Raw genomic sequence first — 15,671 nt, 5'->3', positions numbered from 1 at the left:
CGTCTTGCCGCACGCGGCCATCGCGTGCTGCCGCTGAACGCCGCGCGGATGCGGCTCCGACGGTGAGCCCCGTCGACGAGCTGCGCACGCGCCGCGTCGTGGGCGCCGCGCGCGCCGGCGATCGTGACGCGATGGCCGAGCTGTACGTGTTGCATGCCCCTGCCGTCCACGCGCACGTGCTGCGCGTCCTCAAGGACCTCGACGACGCCGACGACGTCACGCAGCAGGTCTTCGCGAAGCTGCTGACGGGCCTGGACCGCTACCGCCCCGGCGAGGCGCCGTTCATCGTCTGGGTGCTGCGCGTAGCGCGCAACACCGCGATCGACCACGTCCGCCGTGCGCGCGCCGTGCCGGTCGACGACGTCGACCAGACCCGCGCGCGCGACGACCAGGGCGCCGGCGAGGTGCGATCAGCGCTGCGGGCGGCGCTGGCCCTGCTGCCGCAGGGTCAGCGCGACGTGCTGCTGCTCACGCACCTCGTCGGCCTGTCGCCGCACGAGATCGCCGCGGTGCTCGGGTGCAGCGTGCGCGCCGTCCACGGGCTGCACTACCGCGGGCGCGCCGCCGTGCGGGCGACGCTGACCGACCTGGGCTCGGCCCCGGCCGTCGCGCGCCTGCCGCGGACGGCACGACCCGACCGCGAGTTGTTGGAGGTGTCGGCATGAGATGGCGCGTGGTCCTGCTCGTGGCGCTCGCGCTGGTCGCCGTCGCCGTCCCGGTCGTGCTCGCCGCCGGGCCCAACCGCATCGGGCCCGGTCAGCGGCTGGACGCGAAGGTCCTCCTGCTCTCCGCCGACGGCACCGAGCCGGGCTTCGCCGCCTGGAAGTACGAGCTCGCCCGCGAGGGCGTCCCGTTCGACGCGGTCGTCGCCTACACCGGAGCCGCCAAGACGAGCACGCTGACCGACGCGCAGCTCGCCGACTACGGCGACCAGCACGCGAAGTACGACGCGGTCATCCTCGCCTCGGGCGACCTCGGCCACCAGGTGACCAACGCCGACGCGACGACGTCCTACCTCTCCGCGCTCACCGACGCCGAATGGTCGGCGTTGGCGAAGTTCGAGCGGACGTTCGGCGTCCGCCAGCTCAGCGACTACACCGCGCCGAGCCCCGCCCACGGGCTCGTGACGGTGGGCGGCGTCCGCCAGGACGGCAAGGTCGGCACGTTGACCGCGACCGGCAAGGACGCCTTCCCCTACCTCAAGGGGCCGCTCCCGATCCCCGACGACGACCCCAACCCGGCGTCCAGCGAGGCCTTCGGCTACGCCGGGACGCCGGTTGACGCCGCCAACTGGCAGACGCTCGTCAGCGCGCCGGGCGGGGGCGCGTACCTGGGCATCTACACGCACCCCGACGACGGGCGCGAGGAGATGGTCATGACGGTGGCCGGCAACGAGAACCAGAGCCACGTCCAGCTGCTGCGCCACGGGATGCTCAACTGGGTCACGCGCGGCGTCTTCCTCGGCATCCAGCGCAACTACCTCGAGCTTCAGGTCGACGACCTCTTCCTCGGCGACGACGCCTGGGACCCGGCCACGCACACCACCAACTACGACCCGGCCGCCGCGAGCCGCATGAGCGCGGGCGACGTCGCCCAGGCGGTGCAGTGGTCCAAGGCGCGCAACCTCCGGATCGACTTCGCCTACAACGGCGGCGGCAGCGCGCTGTGGCTGGACCAGGTCAACAACGACGAGAACGCGGCGAACGACACGGCCACCGATCCGCTCGTCGCGGCGATCCAGGCCAACAAGGCGTCGTTCGGCTTCGTCAACCACACGTTCGACCACCCGAACCTGGACTGCTCGTCGGCCTCGTTCATCAGCAAGGAGGTCAACGACAACGTCGCCTGGGCCGCCGCGCGCGGCATCGCGATCGACCCGCGCGAGGTCGTGACCGGCGAGCACTCCGGCCTGGCCAACTCCCGCCCGGGCAACCCGGGCACGATCGACCCGCCCTCGATCGACGACATCGTCCCCCACACGGGCACGGCGCCGCCCAGCACCACGACGCCGCCGACCACGACGACCCCCGCGAGCACCACTGGCGTGCCGTCGGGCACCTACGACTACGCCGTGTCGGCCCGCTCAGCCGCCGGAGAGTCGACGGCATCGATCGTGTCCGGCGTCGTGGTGGGCGCGGCCGGGACCACCGGCAACAGCGTCGACGTGTCGTTCAACGCCGTGTGCCACGCGGTGAGCTACCAGCTGTACCGGAGCGCCGGGGGCGCCGGTGCCTGGGAGCTCGTCGGCACGGTCGCGCGGTCGGCCACCGCGCCCACCGACGACGGCACCGCCCCGGTGACGCTGACGGTGCTCGACGACAAGGCCGCGGGCACCGCCGGCGCGCCGCCGGCCGCCAACGCCGCGACGATCGCTCCGTACGGGCAGAACCCCAACTCCCTCGCCGGCCTGCTGACCGCGGGCATCCGCGTCGTCGCGACCGACGCGTCCAAGACCTACCCGCAGACGCCGGCTGACGTGGCCGGGCCGCAGTGGGGCCTGGGCGCCACGTTCAGCGAGGGCACGCCGCCGGCGAGCTTCCAGGCCATCCCGCGCTATCCGAGCAACGTGTACTACAACGTCTCGCGCCAGGGCCAGCAGCTCGACGAGTACAACTGGATCTACGTGGCGCCCGCCAACGGCGGCGGCTGCGTGCCGATCGCCGGCGTGACGACGTGCCGCACGACGCCGGCGACGTGGGCCGAGTACCTCACCAGCGAGAACACCATCATGTTCCGCCATCTGATGGGCAACGACCCGCGGCCGCACTTCATGCACCAGAGCAACCTGGCCGACTACAACCCGGCGTTGCCGGAGACCGACCCGGGCCAGGGCGGGATCCTGTACCCGGTCGTCGACGGGCTGCTCGCGCGCTACGACGCCGCGATCGACCGGGCCAAGGCGCCGCTGGTGCAGCTGACCAGCGCGCAGATCGGTGCGGCGCTCGCGCAGCAGAGCGCCTGGGCGGCGCACCTCGCCGCGGGCGACGTCAGCGCGTGGCTGCAGGACGGGCGCCTGCACGTCAAGAACGCGAGCACCGCGCCCGTCGACGTCCCGATCACCGGCACCACCGTCGGCGACCTCTACGGCGGCCAGCGCTCGGGGTGGAAGACGATCGCGCCCGGCGCAGAGCAGGTCCTCGCGCCCGACGAGCCGACCAACACGGCGGTCCCGACCATCGCGGGCACGCCGCGCGCGGGGGACAGGCTCAGCGCCCGCACCGGCACCTGGACCGGGACGCCGACGATCGACTACGGCTACCAGTGGCAGCGCTGCGACACGAAGGGGCAGGGCTGCAAGAGCATCGCCGGCGCGAGGGCGGGCGACTACGTCGCCGGGGCCGACGACGTCGGCGCGACGCTGCGCGTCGTGGTCTCGGCCGGCAACTGGATCGCGTCGGTCAGCCAGGCGACCTCGGCCGCGACCGACACGGTGGCCAAGGCACCGGACCCGCCCAAGGCCGCGGGCACGAGCGGGCGACCCGGCTCGGTCGGCGTCTCCGGGCAGGGCAGGAAGAAGGACGACAAGGCCTCCGCCAAGCTGGCGCTGACCAACGTCAAGATGAGTCCCAAGCGCTTCGCCGTCGCCCACCGCCTGCGCCAGCGCGGCACGCGCCTGGACGGCTCGCGGATCACCTGGCGCCTGAGCAAGGCCGCGGAGGTGCGCCTCGTCGTCCAGCGGCGCGTCGGGTCCAAGCACCATCGCCGGTGGGTCACCGTCGGCACGCTGCGGCGCTCGGCACCCAAGGGCACGAACGTGCTGCGCTTCACCGGGCGGTTCAAGGCCAGGCCGCTGGCGCCGCGCACCTACCGGCTGACCGTCACCGCGACGGCCGGACGGCAGAAGGCCGGGCCCCGGCACGTCACCTTCCACGTGGTGCGTGGCCGATGAGCGGCGAGGTCGTGGGGCGCCCGCCCGACGATGCCCCGGACGAGCCCCGGCGGCGCTTCCGTCGCCGGACCGACCGGATGGCGGAGACGATCGGCGATCCGGAGAGCATCGCCGCCGTCCACGCCGAGCTGCTGCTGCTGCGCGAGGAGAACGCCCGGCTGAAGGCGTCCCAGCACCAGCGCGCGGACGTCAGCCGGCTCATCGGCCGCGCGCGGTCGCTCGCGGCGGCGGAGCTGGACCGCGACAGCGTCAGCGACGACGTCGAGCAGCTGCTGGTCGAGGGCCTGCTCATCCGCGAGTCGCTCCTGGAGATCTGCCAGGAGGTCGAGCGGGCGATGGTGGCCTTCGAAGGCAAGTTGAACGCCTTGGCGGCGCTCGGCGCGGCGCGCTCGCGCCCGCCGGCGACGCACGCCGACACGGACATCGAGCAGGGCGATGGCTACGGCTCCCGTGTCGTCTGAGCTGCGCGACCCCGCACCTGTCTCGGGGCTGCGCGTTGCGAGCGCGCGGGCGTGGGGCAGCGGGAGGATCGCGCCTCAGCCCGCGCGTCGCAGGATCCTGCTGACGACGGAGGGCACCTACCCCTACATCATGGGCGGCGTCAGCTCGTGGTGCGACCTGATGGTCAACAGCCTCACGGAGTTCGACTGGCAGGTCATGCCGATCGTCGCCCCGCACGGCCGGCCGCCGACGTTCGCCCTCCCGCGCCACGCGACCGAGATCGGGCCCGTCGAGGTGTGGTCGGAGGAGCTGCCGAAGCTCGCGCGCGGCGGTCGCGGCGACCGCCGGTCGGGCGTGGAGCTGCCCTCGATGCTCGTCCGCAACCTGCTGGGCTGGGAGGGCAGCACCGACGCGGTGGTCGCCGCGTGGGTCTGGTGCCGCCGCCATCCCGGCGGCGTGCGGCGGGCCTTCCGGTCCGCGCAGGGGTGGGCGGCGTTCCTGGAGGGCCTGCGCGCGGTCCTGGCCGAGCGCATCCCGGAGGCCGGCACGCCGCCGGCGCTCGACCTCGTCGAGGCGGCCACGCTGTACCAGACGCTCTACTGGGTCGCGCGCACCGCGGCGGTGCCGACGCCGCCGACCGACGCGCTGCACGTCACCGCGGCCGGCTGGGCGGCGATCCCCGCCGTCGTGCACAAGGCGCTGCACGAGACGCCGATGGTGCTCACTGAGCACGGCGTCTACGTGCGCGAGGCCTACCTCGCCGCGGCGCGCAACGGCGACTCGCCCGGCAGCCGCTTCGCCGCGACCCGGCTCGCGCGCGGCCTGGCCCGCACCGCGTACGCCGCGGCCGACGTCGTCTCGCCCGTCACCGACGCCAATGCCTACTGGGAGATGGGCCTGGGCATCGACCCCAACAAGATCTTGGTCCTCTACAACGGGCTGGAGCCGCCGTCGGCGCCGACGCCGCCGCCCTGCACGCGCACCGTGGTCTCGGTCGGCCGCCTCGACCCGCTCAAGGACGCCCACACGATGCTGCGGGTGGCGGCCCAGGCGACGACGCACCTGCCCGACGCCCGCTTTCTGCACTACGGCCCGGTGCCCCGCGGCGAGGAGATCTACGGGCAGTCGTGCCTGGCGCTGCACGCGCGGCTGGGCTTGGGCGAGCGCTTCCGGTTCATGGGCGCGACGGCCGACCCGACCGGCGTGGTGCGCGCCAGCGACGTGGTCCTGATGACGAGCATCTCCGAGGGGCTGCCGATGGCGATCCTCGAGGCCATGGGCCAGGCCCGGCCGGTGGTCTCGACCGGCGTCGGCGGCGTGCCCGAGGTCGTGCGCGGCTGCGGCCTGGTGTGCGCGCCCGGCGACGATCACGCGCTGACGACGGCGGTGGTCATGTTGTTGCGCAACCCCGATCTGGCCTGGCGCCTCGGGCAGCGCGGGCACAGCCGTCTCGGCCGCCTGTTCAACGAGCGCGCCTGCGTCGACGGCTACCGCGAGCTGCTGGGCGCGCTCTCGGGCGACGACGACGACGTCGACCTGCTCGTCGCCGCGGTGGGAGCGCGCGCGTGACCGCGACGTCGACGGAGCTGGGCGACGCGCGGCTGCTCGTCGAGGCGCGCCTGGGGCGCGAGCCCCAGGACTTGCTCGAGGCCGCGGTCGTCCTCGAGGCCTGGGCCGGCATGCCGGCGCAGGCGGCGCTCGCCGCGGCCAGCGCCACGATGCCCGCGGCGCTGGCCGCCGCGCAGCCCAGCGTCGGCCGGCTCCCGCGCGGTGGCGAGCGCGACGGCGTCCTCGCCGACGGCGCGGCGTTCCTGCTCACCGTCGTCGCGATCGCGTGCTGGGCCGCGCCGCTGACGACCAGCGTCGGGCTGCAGGCCGTCGAACGCGCGCTCGTGCTCGCCCTGCCGCTCACGCTCGCGCTGCAGCGCGCGCTCGGCAGCCGGTTCCTGGACCGGCCCCAGGGCATCGCGCAGCTGGCGCGACACCGCCTCCTCCTGCTGGCCGGGGCGGTCGCGGTCGTGGCGCTGCCGGCGCTCGCGCTGGGGACGGGCGGGCTGCTGGCCGGCCTGCTGACCGTCACCTGGACCGGCGGGACCGTGCTGATCCGGCGGCGCTGGCCGGCGGTCTACGTGCTGATCATCCTGCTGGCGACGGCCGCGATGCTGTCGGGCGCGCCGGCGCTGGAGGTCGTCGCCGCGGCGGCGGCCGCCACGCTGCTGGCCGCCGCCGTGGCGCTGCGCCCGTCGCCCGCGGTCGCGCGCCGCTCGCTCGGGGCCGGCGAGCCCGTGGCGGTGGCCGGCGCGATCGGCGTCGGGCTGGGCGTGATGCTCGTGCTGGACCGGACGGTGAGCTGGACCGACGGCGCGGTGCCGGCGCTGGCGCTGATCCCGTCCACGCTCGCCGCCCTGCTGGCGGGCCACCACCTGCGCCACCTCGAGCTCGCGATCCCCAAGGCGCTGTCCGGCGTCGCCGTCGACGGGACCGGCACGCGCCGCCTCGGGCGCTGTCCGACGCGGGTCCTGCTCGGCGCGCTCGGGCGCCTGCTGGCGCTCAGCGCCGCGCTGTCGGCGCCGCTGCTGTGGCTGTCTCCGTGGCTGGGCGGGAGCGCACGCGGCGCCGGCGTCCTGACGGGCTTCGCGCTCGTGGCGCTGGCGAGCATGCTCGTCGGCCTGCTCGAGTCGCTGGGCCGCGGGCGCTGGGCGCTGGTCGCCGTCGTGTGCGGCGCCGCCGCCGAGGCGGCGGTGTGGCTCGGCGACGTCGATCCCTTCCCGGGCGCCGGCCTGGTCGTCGGCGGCCTCGTCGTGGCGCTGCTCGTGCTGCCCGTCGTCGTGGCGCGGCTGCGCCGTCCCGCGACCACCCTCGCGACGTCGCTGTGGATCCCATGAGGGCCTTCGTGTCGCAACCGGGCGTCGCGGTGGTCGTCGCGGTCGCCGGCGTGGCGGTCGCGGTGGTGATCGCGCTGCTGCACCGCGGCGCCGAGCGCGGCGCGACGTGCCGCGAGGCGCTCATCCCGGCCTACCTGCCGCCGCACGAGCTGACCGCGCTGGTCGGCGCCGCGCGGCGGCCGCGCATGGTGATCGTCAACCCCGACAGCGGTCCCGGCGCGCGCCGCAGCCCGGCCTACGCGGCGGCGGTCCACGCCCTTCAGGCCGCGGGCGTCAGGGTGCTCGGCTACGTCCCGACCGGCTACGGGTGGCGGCCGCTGCACGCGGGGCTGGCCGACGTCGACCGCTTCGTCTCCTGGTACGGCGTCGACGGGATCTTCTTCGACGAGGCCGCGTCCGACGAGGCCCAGCTCGCCCACTACCGTGCCCTGGCGCGCGCGGCGCGGGGCGACCCCGGACGGCTGGTGGTGCTCAACCCGGGCGTGCCGCCCGCCCCCGGCTACTTCGACCTGGCCGACGTCGTGGTGACCTTCGAGGGGACCGCCGCGGCGTACGCCGACGCGCTGCGCGCGACGCCCGGATGGCTGCGCCGCGAGGACCGCGACCGCGTCGCGCACCTGGTCTACGGCGCGAGCCGCGCCGACGCGCTCGACGCCCTGTCGGGCTCGGCGGCCGGCTACGTCTACGCGACGTCCGGGGCGCTGCCCAACCCGTGGCGCACGCTCCCGGACTACCTGGACGAGGAAGTCGAGGCGCTGGCGACATGCGGATGAGCGGCTGGCGTGCGGTGCTGCTCGTGCTGCTGATCGCCGCGATCGTCGGCGGCGGCGTCGAGGCCGCCGCGGCCGACACGACGACCGTCGTCCAGGCGCCGGACCGCTCCGCGCCCATCACCGTGCTGCTGGTCGGCCTCGGCGCGGTCGTCGGCGTGATCGTCGGGCTCGTCCCGGCGCTGCTGGTGGGGATGCTGCTCGGCTACGTGCCGCCACCGCAGCTCGGCCGGCGGCGCGCCGCGGGCGTGCTCGTCGAGCCCGCGCGGCTGTCGCGCCCGGAGCGTGCGGTCGAGCGCGCGCCCGTGCCCGCCCCGGTCGCGCTCGCGGTGGCGGAGGAGCGACCCGCCGCCCCGCCGCCCAAGCCGCTCGGGATCCTCGCGCACGCCCGCCACCAGTCCGTCTACGACGCCGCCTACGCCGCGCAGCTCGAGCGGGTCGAGACGCTGCGCGCCGCGATCGGCGGCCAGCTGCGCGACCGGCCCGAGCCGCCGGGCGAATGACCGCACGTGCATGTCCGTTGAAAGGAGCACCATGATGATGTCGTTCCCGCTCTGCGGTCCTCACCGACTGGCGCCCGCGCTGCTGGCGGCGCTCGCGCTTGCTACCGGCCTCCCGGCCGGCGCCGCGGCCCAGGCGCCCCAGGCGCCGCCCGGCCCGCCGCCGGGCAACGGCGGCGACCTGCCGGCGCCTCCGGGCACCGCGCCGGCGGTCGTCCCGCCCGGCGCGCCGGGCGCGATCCCCGGCGGGACGACCGGCCCTGGCCTGCTGGGCAACGCGCCGGTGAGCCTCAACCGCGCGCGGCGCACCTTCTCGGTCCCGCTGGCGTGCCAGCAGAACGGCTCGGTGCGGGTGAGCGCCAAGGTGGTGTCCAAGGCGCCATTCGCACGCAGCGGGTACCGCTGCGCGGCCAACCGCGCGACCGCGCGGCTGACCGTGTCGTCCAAGGTCGCCAAGCGGCTCGTGCGCCACAAGGCGGTCGCCGCCACCCTCTCGGTCACCCAGGCCGGCCGCTCGTCCAAGCTGTACTTCCAGCTGCGCGCGGGCCAGGGCGCCGCGCCGGCGGCCAAGGGCTTCTGGACCGACGGCCACCTGCAGTGCACTGACAGCGCGGGCGCGCCGCAGGCCTACCTCGTCGAGCCGGACTTCACGACCGCGACGCCGACGCCGGTCTCGACCCGCGGCTGGATCGCCTGGTACACGCCGGCGGGTGGCTGGCACTGGTACGGGACCGGCGGGGAGGGCGCCGGACGCTGGGCGACGTGGACCGCGACCGTCGCGGGCATCGCCCAGTTCCACCCCGACGGGACGCCGACGCCCGTGCCCTGGACCCAGGGTCCGATCGCGATCCCGACCGGTCAGGGGATCGTCGCGGTCGGCGTCTACGAGATCGTCTACTGGGTCGGCGGCCGGCCCGACCACCAGTGGCAGTACGTCAACGCCGGGACGGCGGGCGCGGCGGCGTCCGGGGGAGGGACGCTGTACTGCGCCTACTGACGCGCCGTCAGCAGGCCTGCCGCCACGCGTCGAGCGGCAGGCGCTTGCGGATCGCTGAGAAGCCGGCCGCGCGGGCCGGCGGGCAGAACGCCGACGGATCGCCCTCGTACTCGGCGATCAGCACCGCCTTGCCCGCCCGTGCGAACGGCTGCAGCGCGTCGCACTCGTGGTACTGGAAGCACTGCTCGTCCAGGGCCCAGTCGAAGGCGGGCTCCAGCGCGGCGGCCTGGTCGAGGTCGTTCTTGAGGCCGACCGACAGGCCGCGCGCGTGGGCGGCGGCGGCGACGAAGCGGTTGAACGCCAGCTGGTCGGCGCCGGTGAGCGGGAAGCCGCTCGCGTTGGCATAGGCGTCGACGTTGTCGGGCTCGACGCCGTCGAAGCCCTTGGCGCGGCAGAGGTCCAGCCGCCGTTCGAGGATCGGTCCGAGCACGTCCAGGCGGCGGATGTCGAGCCAGCGCTCGCCGGGCCAGCCCTCCACGTCTGCCCCGAGGACCGCGTCGGGGAATGCGGCGGCGTCCGGCCGGCCCGGCTCGTAGGTCCCGGCGTCGAGGTAGCAGACGACGTGGCGTCCGCGGTCGTGCAGCGCGGCGACCGTCGCGGCCGGGGTGTCGACGAGGTCGACGTCGTAGAGCGCGGCGTCGACGGAGAGGTCGATCGTCCCGGTGAGCTGCCACTGCCAGCTGATGCCGGGCGCGGGGCTCCAGGCCGGGCCGACTGCGGCGGGCGGCGCCGCGGCGAGCACGAGGCGATCGACGCGCAGGCTGCGCCGGCACCGGTTGGTGCGGCGCGGGTTGCGCAGGCGCAGGGTGACCGTGTGCGTGCCGGCGCGCAGCGTCGGCGCGGCGGCCAGGGTCGACCAGCGCCGGCTGCCGCGCACGGCGGTCGCGAGGACGCGCGCGCCGTCGACCGCGACCAGGATCCGCGGGGCGCCGGCGCACGGTGTGCCGCGGGCGACCACGGTCAACCGCGCGGCGCCGGGCAGCCGCACGCGCCCGCGAGCGGTGGCGCCGCCGGTGAGCAGGAGCGCGCGCCGCCCGCCGGCCGACGCGTCGCGCACGACATGGCCGCTGCCGGCGGCGACGCGCAGGCGCTCGGCCTGCAGGACGGTGTCGCGCTCGCTGTCGGCCCGCGCGACGACGAGCGCCCCGGCCGCGAGGATCGCGACCACGAGGACGAGCGCCGCGACCTGCGGGCCGCGTCGCGCGGTCATCCCGAGTCGTCGAACGTGCCGGTCGGCTGCCGCTGGGCGGCGGCGGGCTCCGGCTTGGGCCCGGCCGGCGCCGGCTCGGGCTTGCGAGCGGCGGGCGCCGGGGCCGGCGTGGGCGCCGGGCTCGGGCTCGGCCTGGGGGCGGAGGGCGGCGGCGCGACCGCCGCCGGCGTGTCGTTCACCGGCGCGGGCGGCCCGGCCGTGGCGGTGTCGGTCGCCGTCGTCGCCGCCGCCGGCACGGGCGCCGGGCTCGGCGCGGGCGTTACCCGGGGCGCAGGCGTCGCGGGCGCGCTGCGCTTGACGTGCCGGCGCCGGTGCGCGCGGCGGTGGGCGTGGTGCGCGGTGCGCGCGCTCGCGGCGGGCGCCGGCCTCGCGGCCTTGGCGGCCCGCGGCCTCACCGCCGCCTTGGCGGGCGCCGGCGCGTCGCGGGCGATCGCCGCCTCGCCCGACGACATCCGGCCGGCGGCCAGCCCGCCGACCAGCCCGCCGGCCAGCGCGCCCGCGGCGGCCAGCACGCACAGCAGCCGGACGGCCGCTCGGGCTCCGGTCACGTCGTGGGGCACGCGGTCGGCCTCGTGCGGCCCGGCGACAGGCACAGGTCGGTCCGCGCCGGCGTCGCGTCGCGCCGGATCGTGAACCGCGTGTACTTGCCGATCCGGTGGGGAGCGGTCACGAACACCTCGACGATGGTGCCCACGCGGAGCAGGCGCTGCTCGAGGGACTTCACCCGGACCGCCGTGCGCGCCGCCTTGACGCGGACGTCGGCGCGCTTGGCCGCGCAGCTGCCCTCACGACAGCGGACGCGGATCGTCGCGCCGGCCGGCGCCTGGACCTTCAGCAGGCTGATGCGCACCTGGCCGTGGTAGGTCAGCCCGCGGATCCGCACCACCGGGAACGGCGTGAGCAGCTTCGCGCGGGCAGTCGTCGGCGCCGGGCCTCTGGGGATGGTCGGACCCGGCGCCGAGCTCTGCGGCAGCGGACCTGTGGATGCCGCCTGCAGCTGGTCCGTCGGACGGGGGAGGCTCGGGCTCACCACGTCGATCGTGCGGAAGGCCACGGTCGCGACGCCCCGGTCGTCGACCGCGCGGACGGCGACGCGGTGCGCGCCGGCGGTGCCGAAGCTCCACGTCGCGGTCGGGCCGGCCGCGTCGTCGAACTGGCCGTCGTCGTCGAGGTCCCACTCGATCCGCGTCACGCTGCCGTCGGGGTCCGAGGCCGTCGCGGCGAAGCCGACGTTGGCGCCGACGAGCGGCTGGGCGGGGTCGTTGCTGAAGGCGACGACCGGCGCCAGGTCGACGAGCACGGTGATCGCGGCCTCCGCGGTGCTGGTCGCGCCGTGGCCGTCGCTGACCTGGACCGCGACGCGGTAGCGGCCCGGGGCCGTGTAGCTCACGGTCTGCAGCGCGCCGGTGGCGTCGCCGAACGCGCCGTCGCCGTCGAGGTCCCACGCGAAGCTCAGCGCGTCCTGGTTGGGATCGGTCGAGCGGCTGGCGTCCAGCAGCACCGGCGCGCCCATCGCCGCCGGGCTCGACAGGACCGAGAGCACCGCCTGGGGCGGCCCGTTGACGAGCACCGGCGCCGAGGTGGTGTTGTTGCCGGCCGGGTTGGTCACCTTGAGCGTCACGGTGGAGACGCCGACCGGGAGCGCCTGCGGCGGCGGGACGCGCCCCTTGAACGTCTTGACGGCGCCGGGGAACGTCCAGACCCAGGTGGTCGGCTCGCTCGTCGAGGTGTCGGTGAACTGGACGGTGCCGTCGGCGAGCTGGACCGAGGTGAAGGCCGCGGCCGGCTTGGCGTAGACGTGGAACGCCGCCTCCGCGTGGGCGGGGCCGGTGGCCAGCGGGTCGTCGTCGGTCGCGTCCAGCCGCGCGGTGTAGTCACCCGGTGTCGCGAAGTCGACGGTCGCGGGGTTGCCGGTGGCGGTCGCCACGGTCGCGCCGGCGCCGTCGACGACCGTCCACGCCCAGTGCGTGCCGGTGCTGCTGGTCAGCCGCAGCTTCAGGGGCGCCTGCTGCTCGGTCGCGATCGTCGGCGTGGCGGGCGTGGCCCCCGCCGGGCCGGCGAGGGTCGCGCTCGCGGCGACGCAGCTGATGATGGCGACGCACCAGGTCCTGAACATCGAGCGTCCTTGGTCTTCGGGGCGAACATCCTGTCCGTGTACCTGGGGAACGCGCGGCGAGGGCCCGCGTTCACGCGCGCGCGCCGAGCCAGTGCACGATCTCCAGCGCCAGGCCGACCTGCAGGCCGCGCCCTTCCAGCGGCGCGGGCAGCAGCTCGCGGGCGCGCGCGAGGCGGTTGAGCACCGTGTTGCGGTGGGCGAACAGGGCCCGTGCCGCGCGCGAGGCGCTGAACTCCTCGCGGATGTAGACGCGCAGCGTCTCGCGCAGCTCCGGGTCCGCGGTGGCCAGCCGGCCGAGCGTGCGCGCGACGAACTCCGCGGTGCCCTCCTCGTCCTGCGCGCTGAGCGCCACGAGCTGCACGTCCTGGTAGGAGGCGATCCGCAGGTCGCCGGGCATGCGGTGCATCAGGCGCTGCGTGGCGAGCGCGTCGAGGTGGCTGCGCCGGAAGCCCTCCATGCCGGCGGCCGTCGTGCCGAGCGCGATCCGGACGCCGGGCGGCGCGGCGAAGTCGACCGGCGCCCCGGCGTCGGCGGCCGCGAACCACGCCCACAGCGCGCGCGTGCTCGCGACGACCGTGAACGCGCGCCGTGCGCCGGCCGCGCGGGCCAGCGCGTCGGCCGCCTGCTCCAGCGCGCCCGGCCCGGCGCCGTCCTCGTCGGTCCAGGCGACGGCCGCGGTGTGGCGCCCGGCCAGCTCGTAGCGCAGGCGCTCGCTGGCCCGCGCGCTGGTGATCGGCGCGCCCTCCAGGATCAGGTTGACGGTCTCCAGCCGCTCGGCGTGGGTGCCGCCCGCGAGCTCCTCGCGCTCGCGGTCGATCAGCTCCTGGATGCCGTCGACGGTCTCTCCCACGAACGCGAAGATCGAGCGGGCGGTGACGTCGAGCAGCTCACGCAGCTCGTCGGGGTCGTCGGTGAGCGTGAACGCGAGCGTCATCCACGCGCGCCAGGCGATGTTCTGGCCGACGCGGTAGGTGTTGAGCGTGGTGCTGTCGTCCAGGCCGCGCCGGACGATGTCGCGCGCGAGGTCGAGCACCGCGGGGCTGAGGTTGGCCGGGACGTGCGCGCCCGGCCGGCGCGTGTTGGCGCCGGCCCAGTGCAGGATGTTGGCGTGGTTGGTCGCGACGGTCGCGGCGGTGATCGCGGGGTCGGCGGACAGGCGCGGCGGCGTCGCCTCCAGCACGGCCGCGTCGACCTGCTCGAAGAGCGCGGAGGTCTCGTCCAGCAGCGCGGCGGCGCCGGCGCGGATCAGCTCCGCGACGCGGTCGGACGGCGGTTCCCACCTGGGCATGTCGCACAGCCTACGCCGCCAAGACTGTGCGGTGTGCCCTGGTGAACGGGCGGTCAGTTGGCGACCCTTCACACCATGAGCCCAGAGCACGTCGACGTCCTCATCGTCGGAGCCGGCGTGTCCGGCATCGGCTGCGCCTACCACCTCCAGGCCGAGCAGCCGACCAAGTCCTACATGATCCTCGAGGCCCGCGAGGCGACGGGCGGGACGTGGGACCTCTTCAAGTACCCCGGGATCCGCTCGGACTCCGACCTGCACACGTTCGGCTACGCCTTCAAGCCGTGGCGCGACGAGAAGGCGATCGCCGACGGGCCGGCGATCCTGGACTACATCCGCGAGACCGCGACCGAGAACGGGATCGACCGGCACATCCGCACGGGGCATCGCGTCGCGGGCGCGGAGTGGTCGTCGGCCGACGCGCGCTGGACGGTCGCCGTGGAGCGCGCCGACGGGACGGCGCTGACCGTGACGTGCGCGTGGCTGTTCTCCGCCGGCGGCTACTACCGCTACGACGGCGGCTTCCTGCCCGACTTCCCGGGCCTGGAGGACTTCGCCGGCGAGGTCATCCACCCGCAGCAGTGGCCCGAGGACCTCGACTACGCGGGCAAGCGCGTCGTGGTCATCGGCAGCGGCGCGACCGCGATGACGATCGTCCCGGCGATGGCGCGCGAGGCCGGGCACGTGACCATGTTGCAGCGGTCGCCCACCTATGTGATCTCGGTGCCCGAGAAGGACCCGATCGCCAACTGGCTCAACCGGCGGCTGCCGGCCGACCGCGCCTACGCGCTCACGCGCCGCAAGAACATCTGGCTGCAGAAGACGATCTACGGGCTCAGCCAGAAGCGGCCGAAGCTCGTCCGCCGGCTGCTGCGCTCCGGGGTCAAGAAGGCGCTGCCGGAGGGCTACGACGTCGACACGCACTTCAACCCAAAGTACGGCCCTTGGGATCAGCGGATGTGCGCGGTCCCGGACGGCGACCTGTTCGGCGTGCTCAGCGACGGCAGCGCGTCGATCGTCACCGACCGCATCGCGCGCTTCACGCCCGGCGGGATCGCGCTGGAGTCCGGCGCGACGCTCGAGGCCGACATCGTCATCTCGGCCACCGGCCTCAACCTGCTGGCCTTCGGCGGCATCGGGCTGCGCGTCGACGGCCGCGCGGTGGACCTCGCCGAGACGCTCGTCTTCAAGGGCATGATGTTGAGCGACGTCCCCAACTTCGCGTTCGCGATCGGCTACACGAACGCGTCGTGGACGCTGAAGGTCGACCTCGTCTGCGAGGCGTTCGGCCGCGTGCTGGCGTTCATGGACCGGACCGGCGCCGACACGTGCATGCCGCACCCCGCGCAGCCGGGGATGGAGACGCGCCCGCTGCTGGACTTCGCCGCCGGCTACGTGCAGCGCGCCGTCCAGGACTTCCCGCGCCAGGGCGACCGCGCGCCGTGGAAGATGCCGATGAGCTACGCGGCCGACGTCAAGACGCTGCGCGACGGACCGGTCAACGACCCCGAGCTGCTGTTCGCCCGCCGCGCCGGCGTGGCGGCGCCGGAGCCTGAGCCGGCGATCGCGGCGTAACGC

13 protein-coding genes are annotated in these 15,671 nt (G+C 75.5%); 9 read left to right on the top strand and 4 right to left on the bottom strand.

All coding sequences use genetic code 11. The annotated features are described in order from the left end of the window. Positions 1-62: 62 nt before the first annotated feature. From DSM104299_RS19150 to DSM104299_RS19115, 8 genes are read left to right on the top strand one after another with little or no spacing between them, the layout of a single operon-like run. A complete protein-coding gene (locus DSM104299_RS19150) occupies positions 63-665 on the top strand; it encodes an RNA polymerase sigma factor (protein WP_272473247.1) in 603 nt (200 codons plus the stop codon). Beyond that, a complete protein-coding gene (locus DSM104299_RS19145; protein WP_272473246.1) occupies positions 662-3,889 on the top strand; it encodes an Agd3-related carbohydrate-binding protein in 3,228 nt (1,075 codons plus the stop codon). The genes DSM104299_RS19150 and DSM104299_RS19145 overlap by 4 nt, the downstream gene beginning before the upstream one ends. Then, positions 3,886-4,350 carry a hypothetical protein gene (locus DSM104299_RS19140; RefSeq protein ID WP_272473245.1) on the top strand — a complete coding sequence of 155 codons (465 nt, stop codon included), beginning with the start codon at positions 3,886-3,888 and terminating at the stop codon, positions 4,348-4,350. The genes DSM104299_RS19145 and DSM104299_RS19140 overlap by 4 nt, the downstream gene beginning before the upstream one ends. Next, on the top strand, positions 4,325-5,899 hold the full coding sequence (locus DSM104299_RS19135) for a DUF3492 domain-containing protein (protein WP_272473244.1): 1,575 nt from the start codon (positions 4,325-4,327) through the stop codon (positions 5,897-5,899). Before DSM104299_RS19140 ends, DSM104299_RS19135 begins: the two co-directional genes overlap by 26 nt. Next, a complete protein-coding gene (locus DSM104299_RS19130; RefSeq protein ID WP_272473243.1) occupies positions 5,896-7,215 on the top strand; it encodes a hypothetical protein in 1,320 nt (439 codons plus the stop codon). The genes DSM104299_RS19135 and DSM104299_RS19130 overlap by 4 nt, the downstream gene beginning before the upstream one ends. Positions 7,216-7,223: 8 nt before the next feature. Next, positions 7,224-7,988 (top strand): spherulation-specific family 4 protein, encoded by a 765-nt coding sequence (locus DSM104299_RS19125; RefSeq protein ID WP_272473242.1) that lies wholly within the window; start codon positions 7,224-7,226, stop codon positions 7,986-7,988. Beyond that, positions 7,979-8,488, top strand: coding sequence for a hypothetical protein (locus tag DSM104299_RS19120; protein WP_272473241.1), 510 nt, complete (start codon positions 7,979-7,981; stop codon positions 8,486-8,488). The genes DSM104299_RS19125 and DSM104299_RS19120 overlap by 10 nt, the downstream gene beginning before the upstream one ends. A gap of 31 nt (positions 8,489-8,519) precedes the next feature. Then, entirely contained in the window at positions 8,520-9,482 is a 963-nt protein-coding gene (locus DSM104299_RS19115; RefSeq protein WP_272473240.1) for a hypothetical protein, read from the top strand. A gap of 7 nt (positions 9,483-9,489) precedes the next feature. Here DSM104299_RS19115 and DSM104299_RS19110 read toward each other — a convergent pair whose 3' ends face one another. The 4 genes from DSM104299_RS19110 to DSM104299_RS19095 all read right to left on the bottom strand — a co-directional run bounded on the left by DSM104299_RS19110 (position 9,490) and on the right by DSM104299_RS19095 (position 14,096). Beyond that, on the bottom strand, positions 9,490-10,692 hold the full coding sequence (locus DSM104299_RS19110) for an endo alpha-1,4 polygalactosaminidase (RefSeq protein WP_272473239.1): 1,203 nt from the start codon (positions 10,690-10,692) through the stop codon (positions 9,490-9,492). After that, positions 10,689-11,252: a hypothetical protein gene (locus DSM104299_RS19105; RefSeq protein ID WP_272473238.1), complete on the bottom strand. Its 564-nt coding sequence runs from the start codon at positions 11,250-11,252 to the stop codon at positions 10,689-10,691. The genes DSM104299_RS19110 and DSM104299_RS19105 overlap by 4 nt, the downstream gene beginning before the upstream one ends. Next, complete coding sequence (locus DSM104299_RS19100; protein WP_272473237.1) at positions 11,237-12,808, bottom strand: PKD domain-containing protein; 1,572 nt, start codon at positions 12,806-12,808, stop codon at positions 11,237-11,239. The genes DSM104299_RS19105 and DSM104299_RS19100 overlap by 16 nt, the downstream gene beginning before the upstream one ends. Before the next feature lie 70 nt (positions 12,809-12,878). Further along, entirely contained in the window at positions 12,879-14,096 is a 1,218-nt protein-coding gene (locus DSM104299_RS19095) for a PucR family transcriptional regulator (RefSeq protein ID WP_272473236.1), read from the bottom strand. A 75-nt stretch (positions 14,097-14,171) separates the two neighbouring features. Here DSM104299_RS19095 and DSM104299_RS19090 point away from each other — a divergent pair, with 75 nt between their 5' ends. Further along, on the top strand, positions 14,172-15,668 hold the full coding sequence (locus DSM104299_RS19090; protein WP_272473235.1) for a flavin-containing monooxygenase: 1,497 nt from the start codon (positions 14,172-14,174) through the stop codon (positions 15,666-15,668). The last annotated feature ends 3 nt before the right edge of the window (positions 15,669-15,671 follow it).

Origin of the sequence: Baekduia alba (assembly GCF_028416635.1) — a bacterium.
Classification (GTDB): Bacteria; Actinomycetota; Thermoleophilia; order Solirubrobacterales; family Solirubrobacteraceae; genus Baekduia; species Baekduia alba.
Note: the sequence above shows the minus strand (reverse complement) of the source record. Positions and strands in the feature narration are given on the sequence as shown.

What these genes read in the sequence shown, in the direction of transcription:
- DSM104299_RS19145 (WP_272473246.1), top strand. Translation starts at nt 662, where the DNA reads ATGAGATGGCGCGTGGTCCTGCTCGTGGCGCTCGCGCTGGTCGCCGTC.
- DSM104299_RS19140 (WP_272473245.1), top strand. Translation starts at nt 3,886, where the DNA reads ATGAGCGGCGAGGTCGTGGGGCGCCCGCCCGACGATGCCCCGGACGAG.
- DSM104299_RS19135 (WP_272473244.1), top strand. Translation starts at nt 4,325, where the DNA reads ATGGCTACGGCTCCCGTGTCGTCTGAGCTGCGCGACCCCGCACCTGTC.
- DSM104299_RS19120 (WP_272473241.1), top strand. Translation starts at nt 7,979, where the DNA reads ATGCGGATGAGCGGCTGGCGTGCGGTGCTGCTCGTGCTGCTGATCGCC.
- DSM104299_RS19115 (WP_272473240.1), top strand. Translation starts at nt 8,520, where the DNA reads ATGATGATGTCGTTCCCGCTCTGCGGTCCTCACCGACTGGCGCCCGCG.
- DSM104299_RS19110 (WP_272473239.1), bottom strand. Translation starts at nt 10,692, where the DNA reads ATGACCGCGCGACGCGGCCCGCAGGTCGCGGCGCTCGTCCTCGTGGTC.
- DSM104299_RS19100 (WP_272473237.1), bottom strand. Translation starts at nt 12,808, where the DNA reads ATGTTCAGGACCTGGTGCGTCGCCATCATCAGCTGCGTCGCCGCGAGC.
- DSM104299_RS19095 (WP_272473236.1), bottom strand. Translation starts at nt 14,096, where the DNA reads ATGCCCAGGTGGGAACCGCCGTCCGACCGCGTCGCGGAGCTGATCCGC.
- DSM104299_RS19090 (WP_272473235.1), top strand. Translation starts at nt 14,172, where the DNA reads ATGAGCCCAGAGCACGTCGACGTCCTCATCGTCGGAGCCGGCGTGTCC.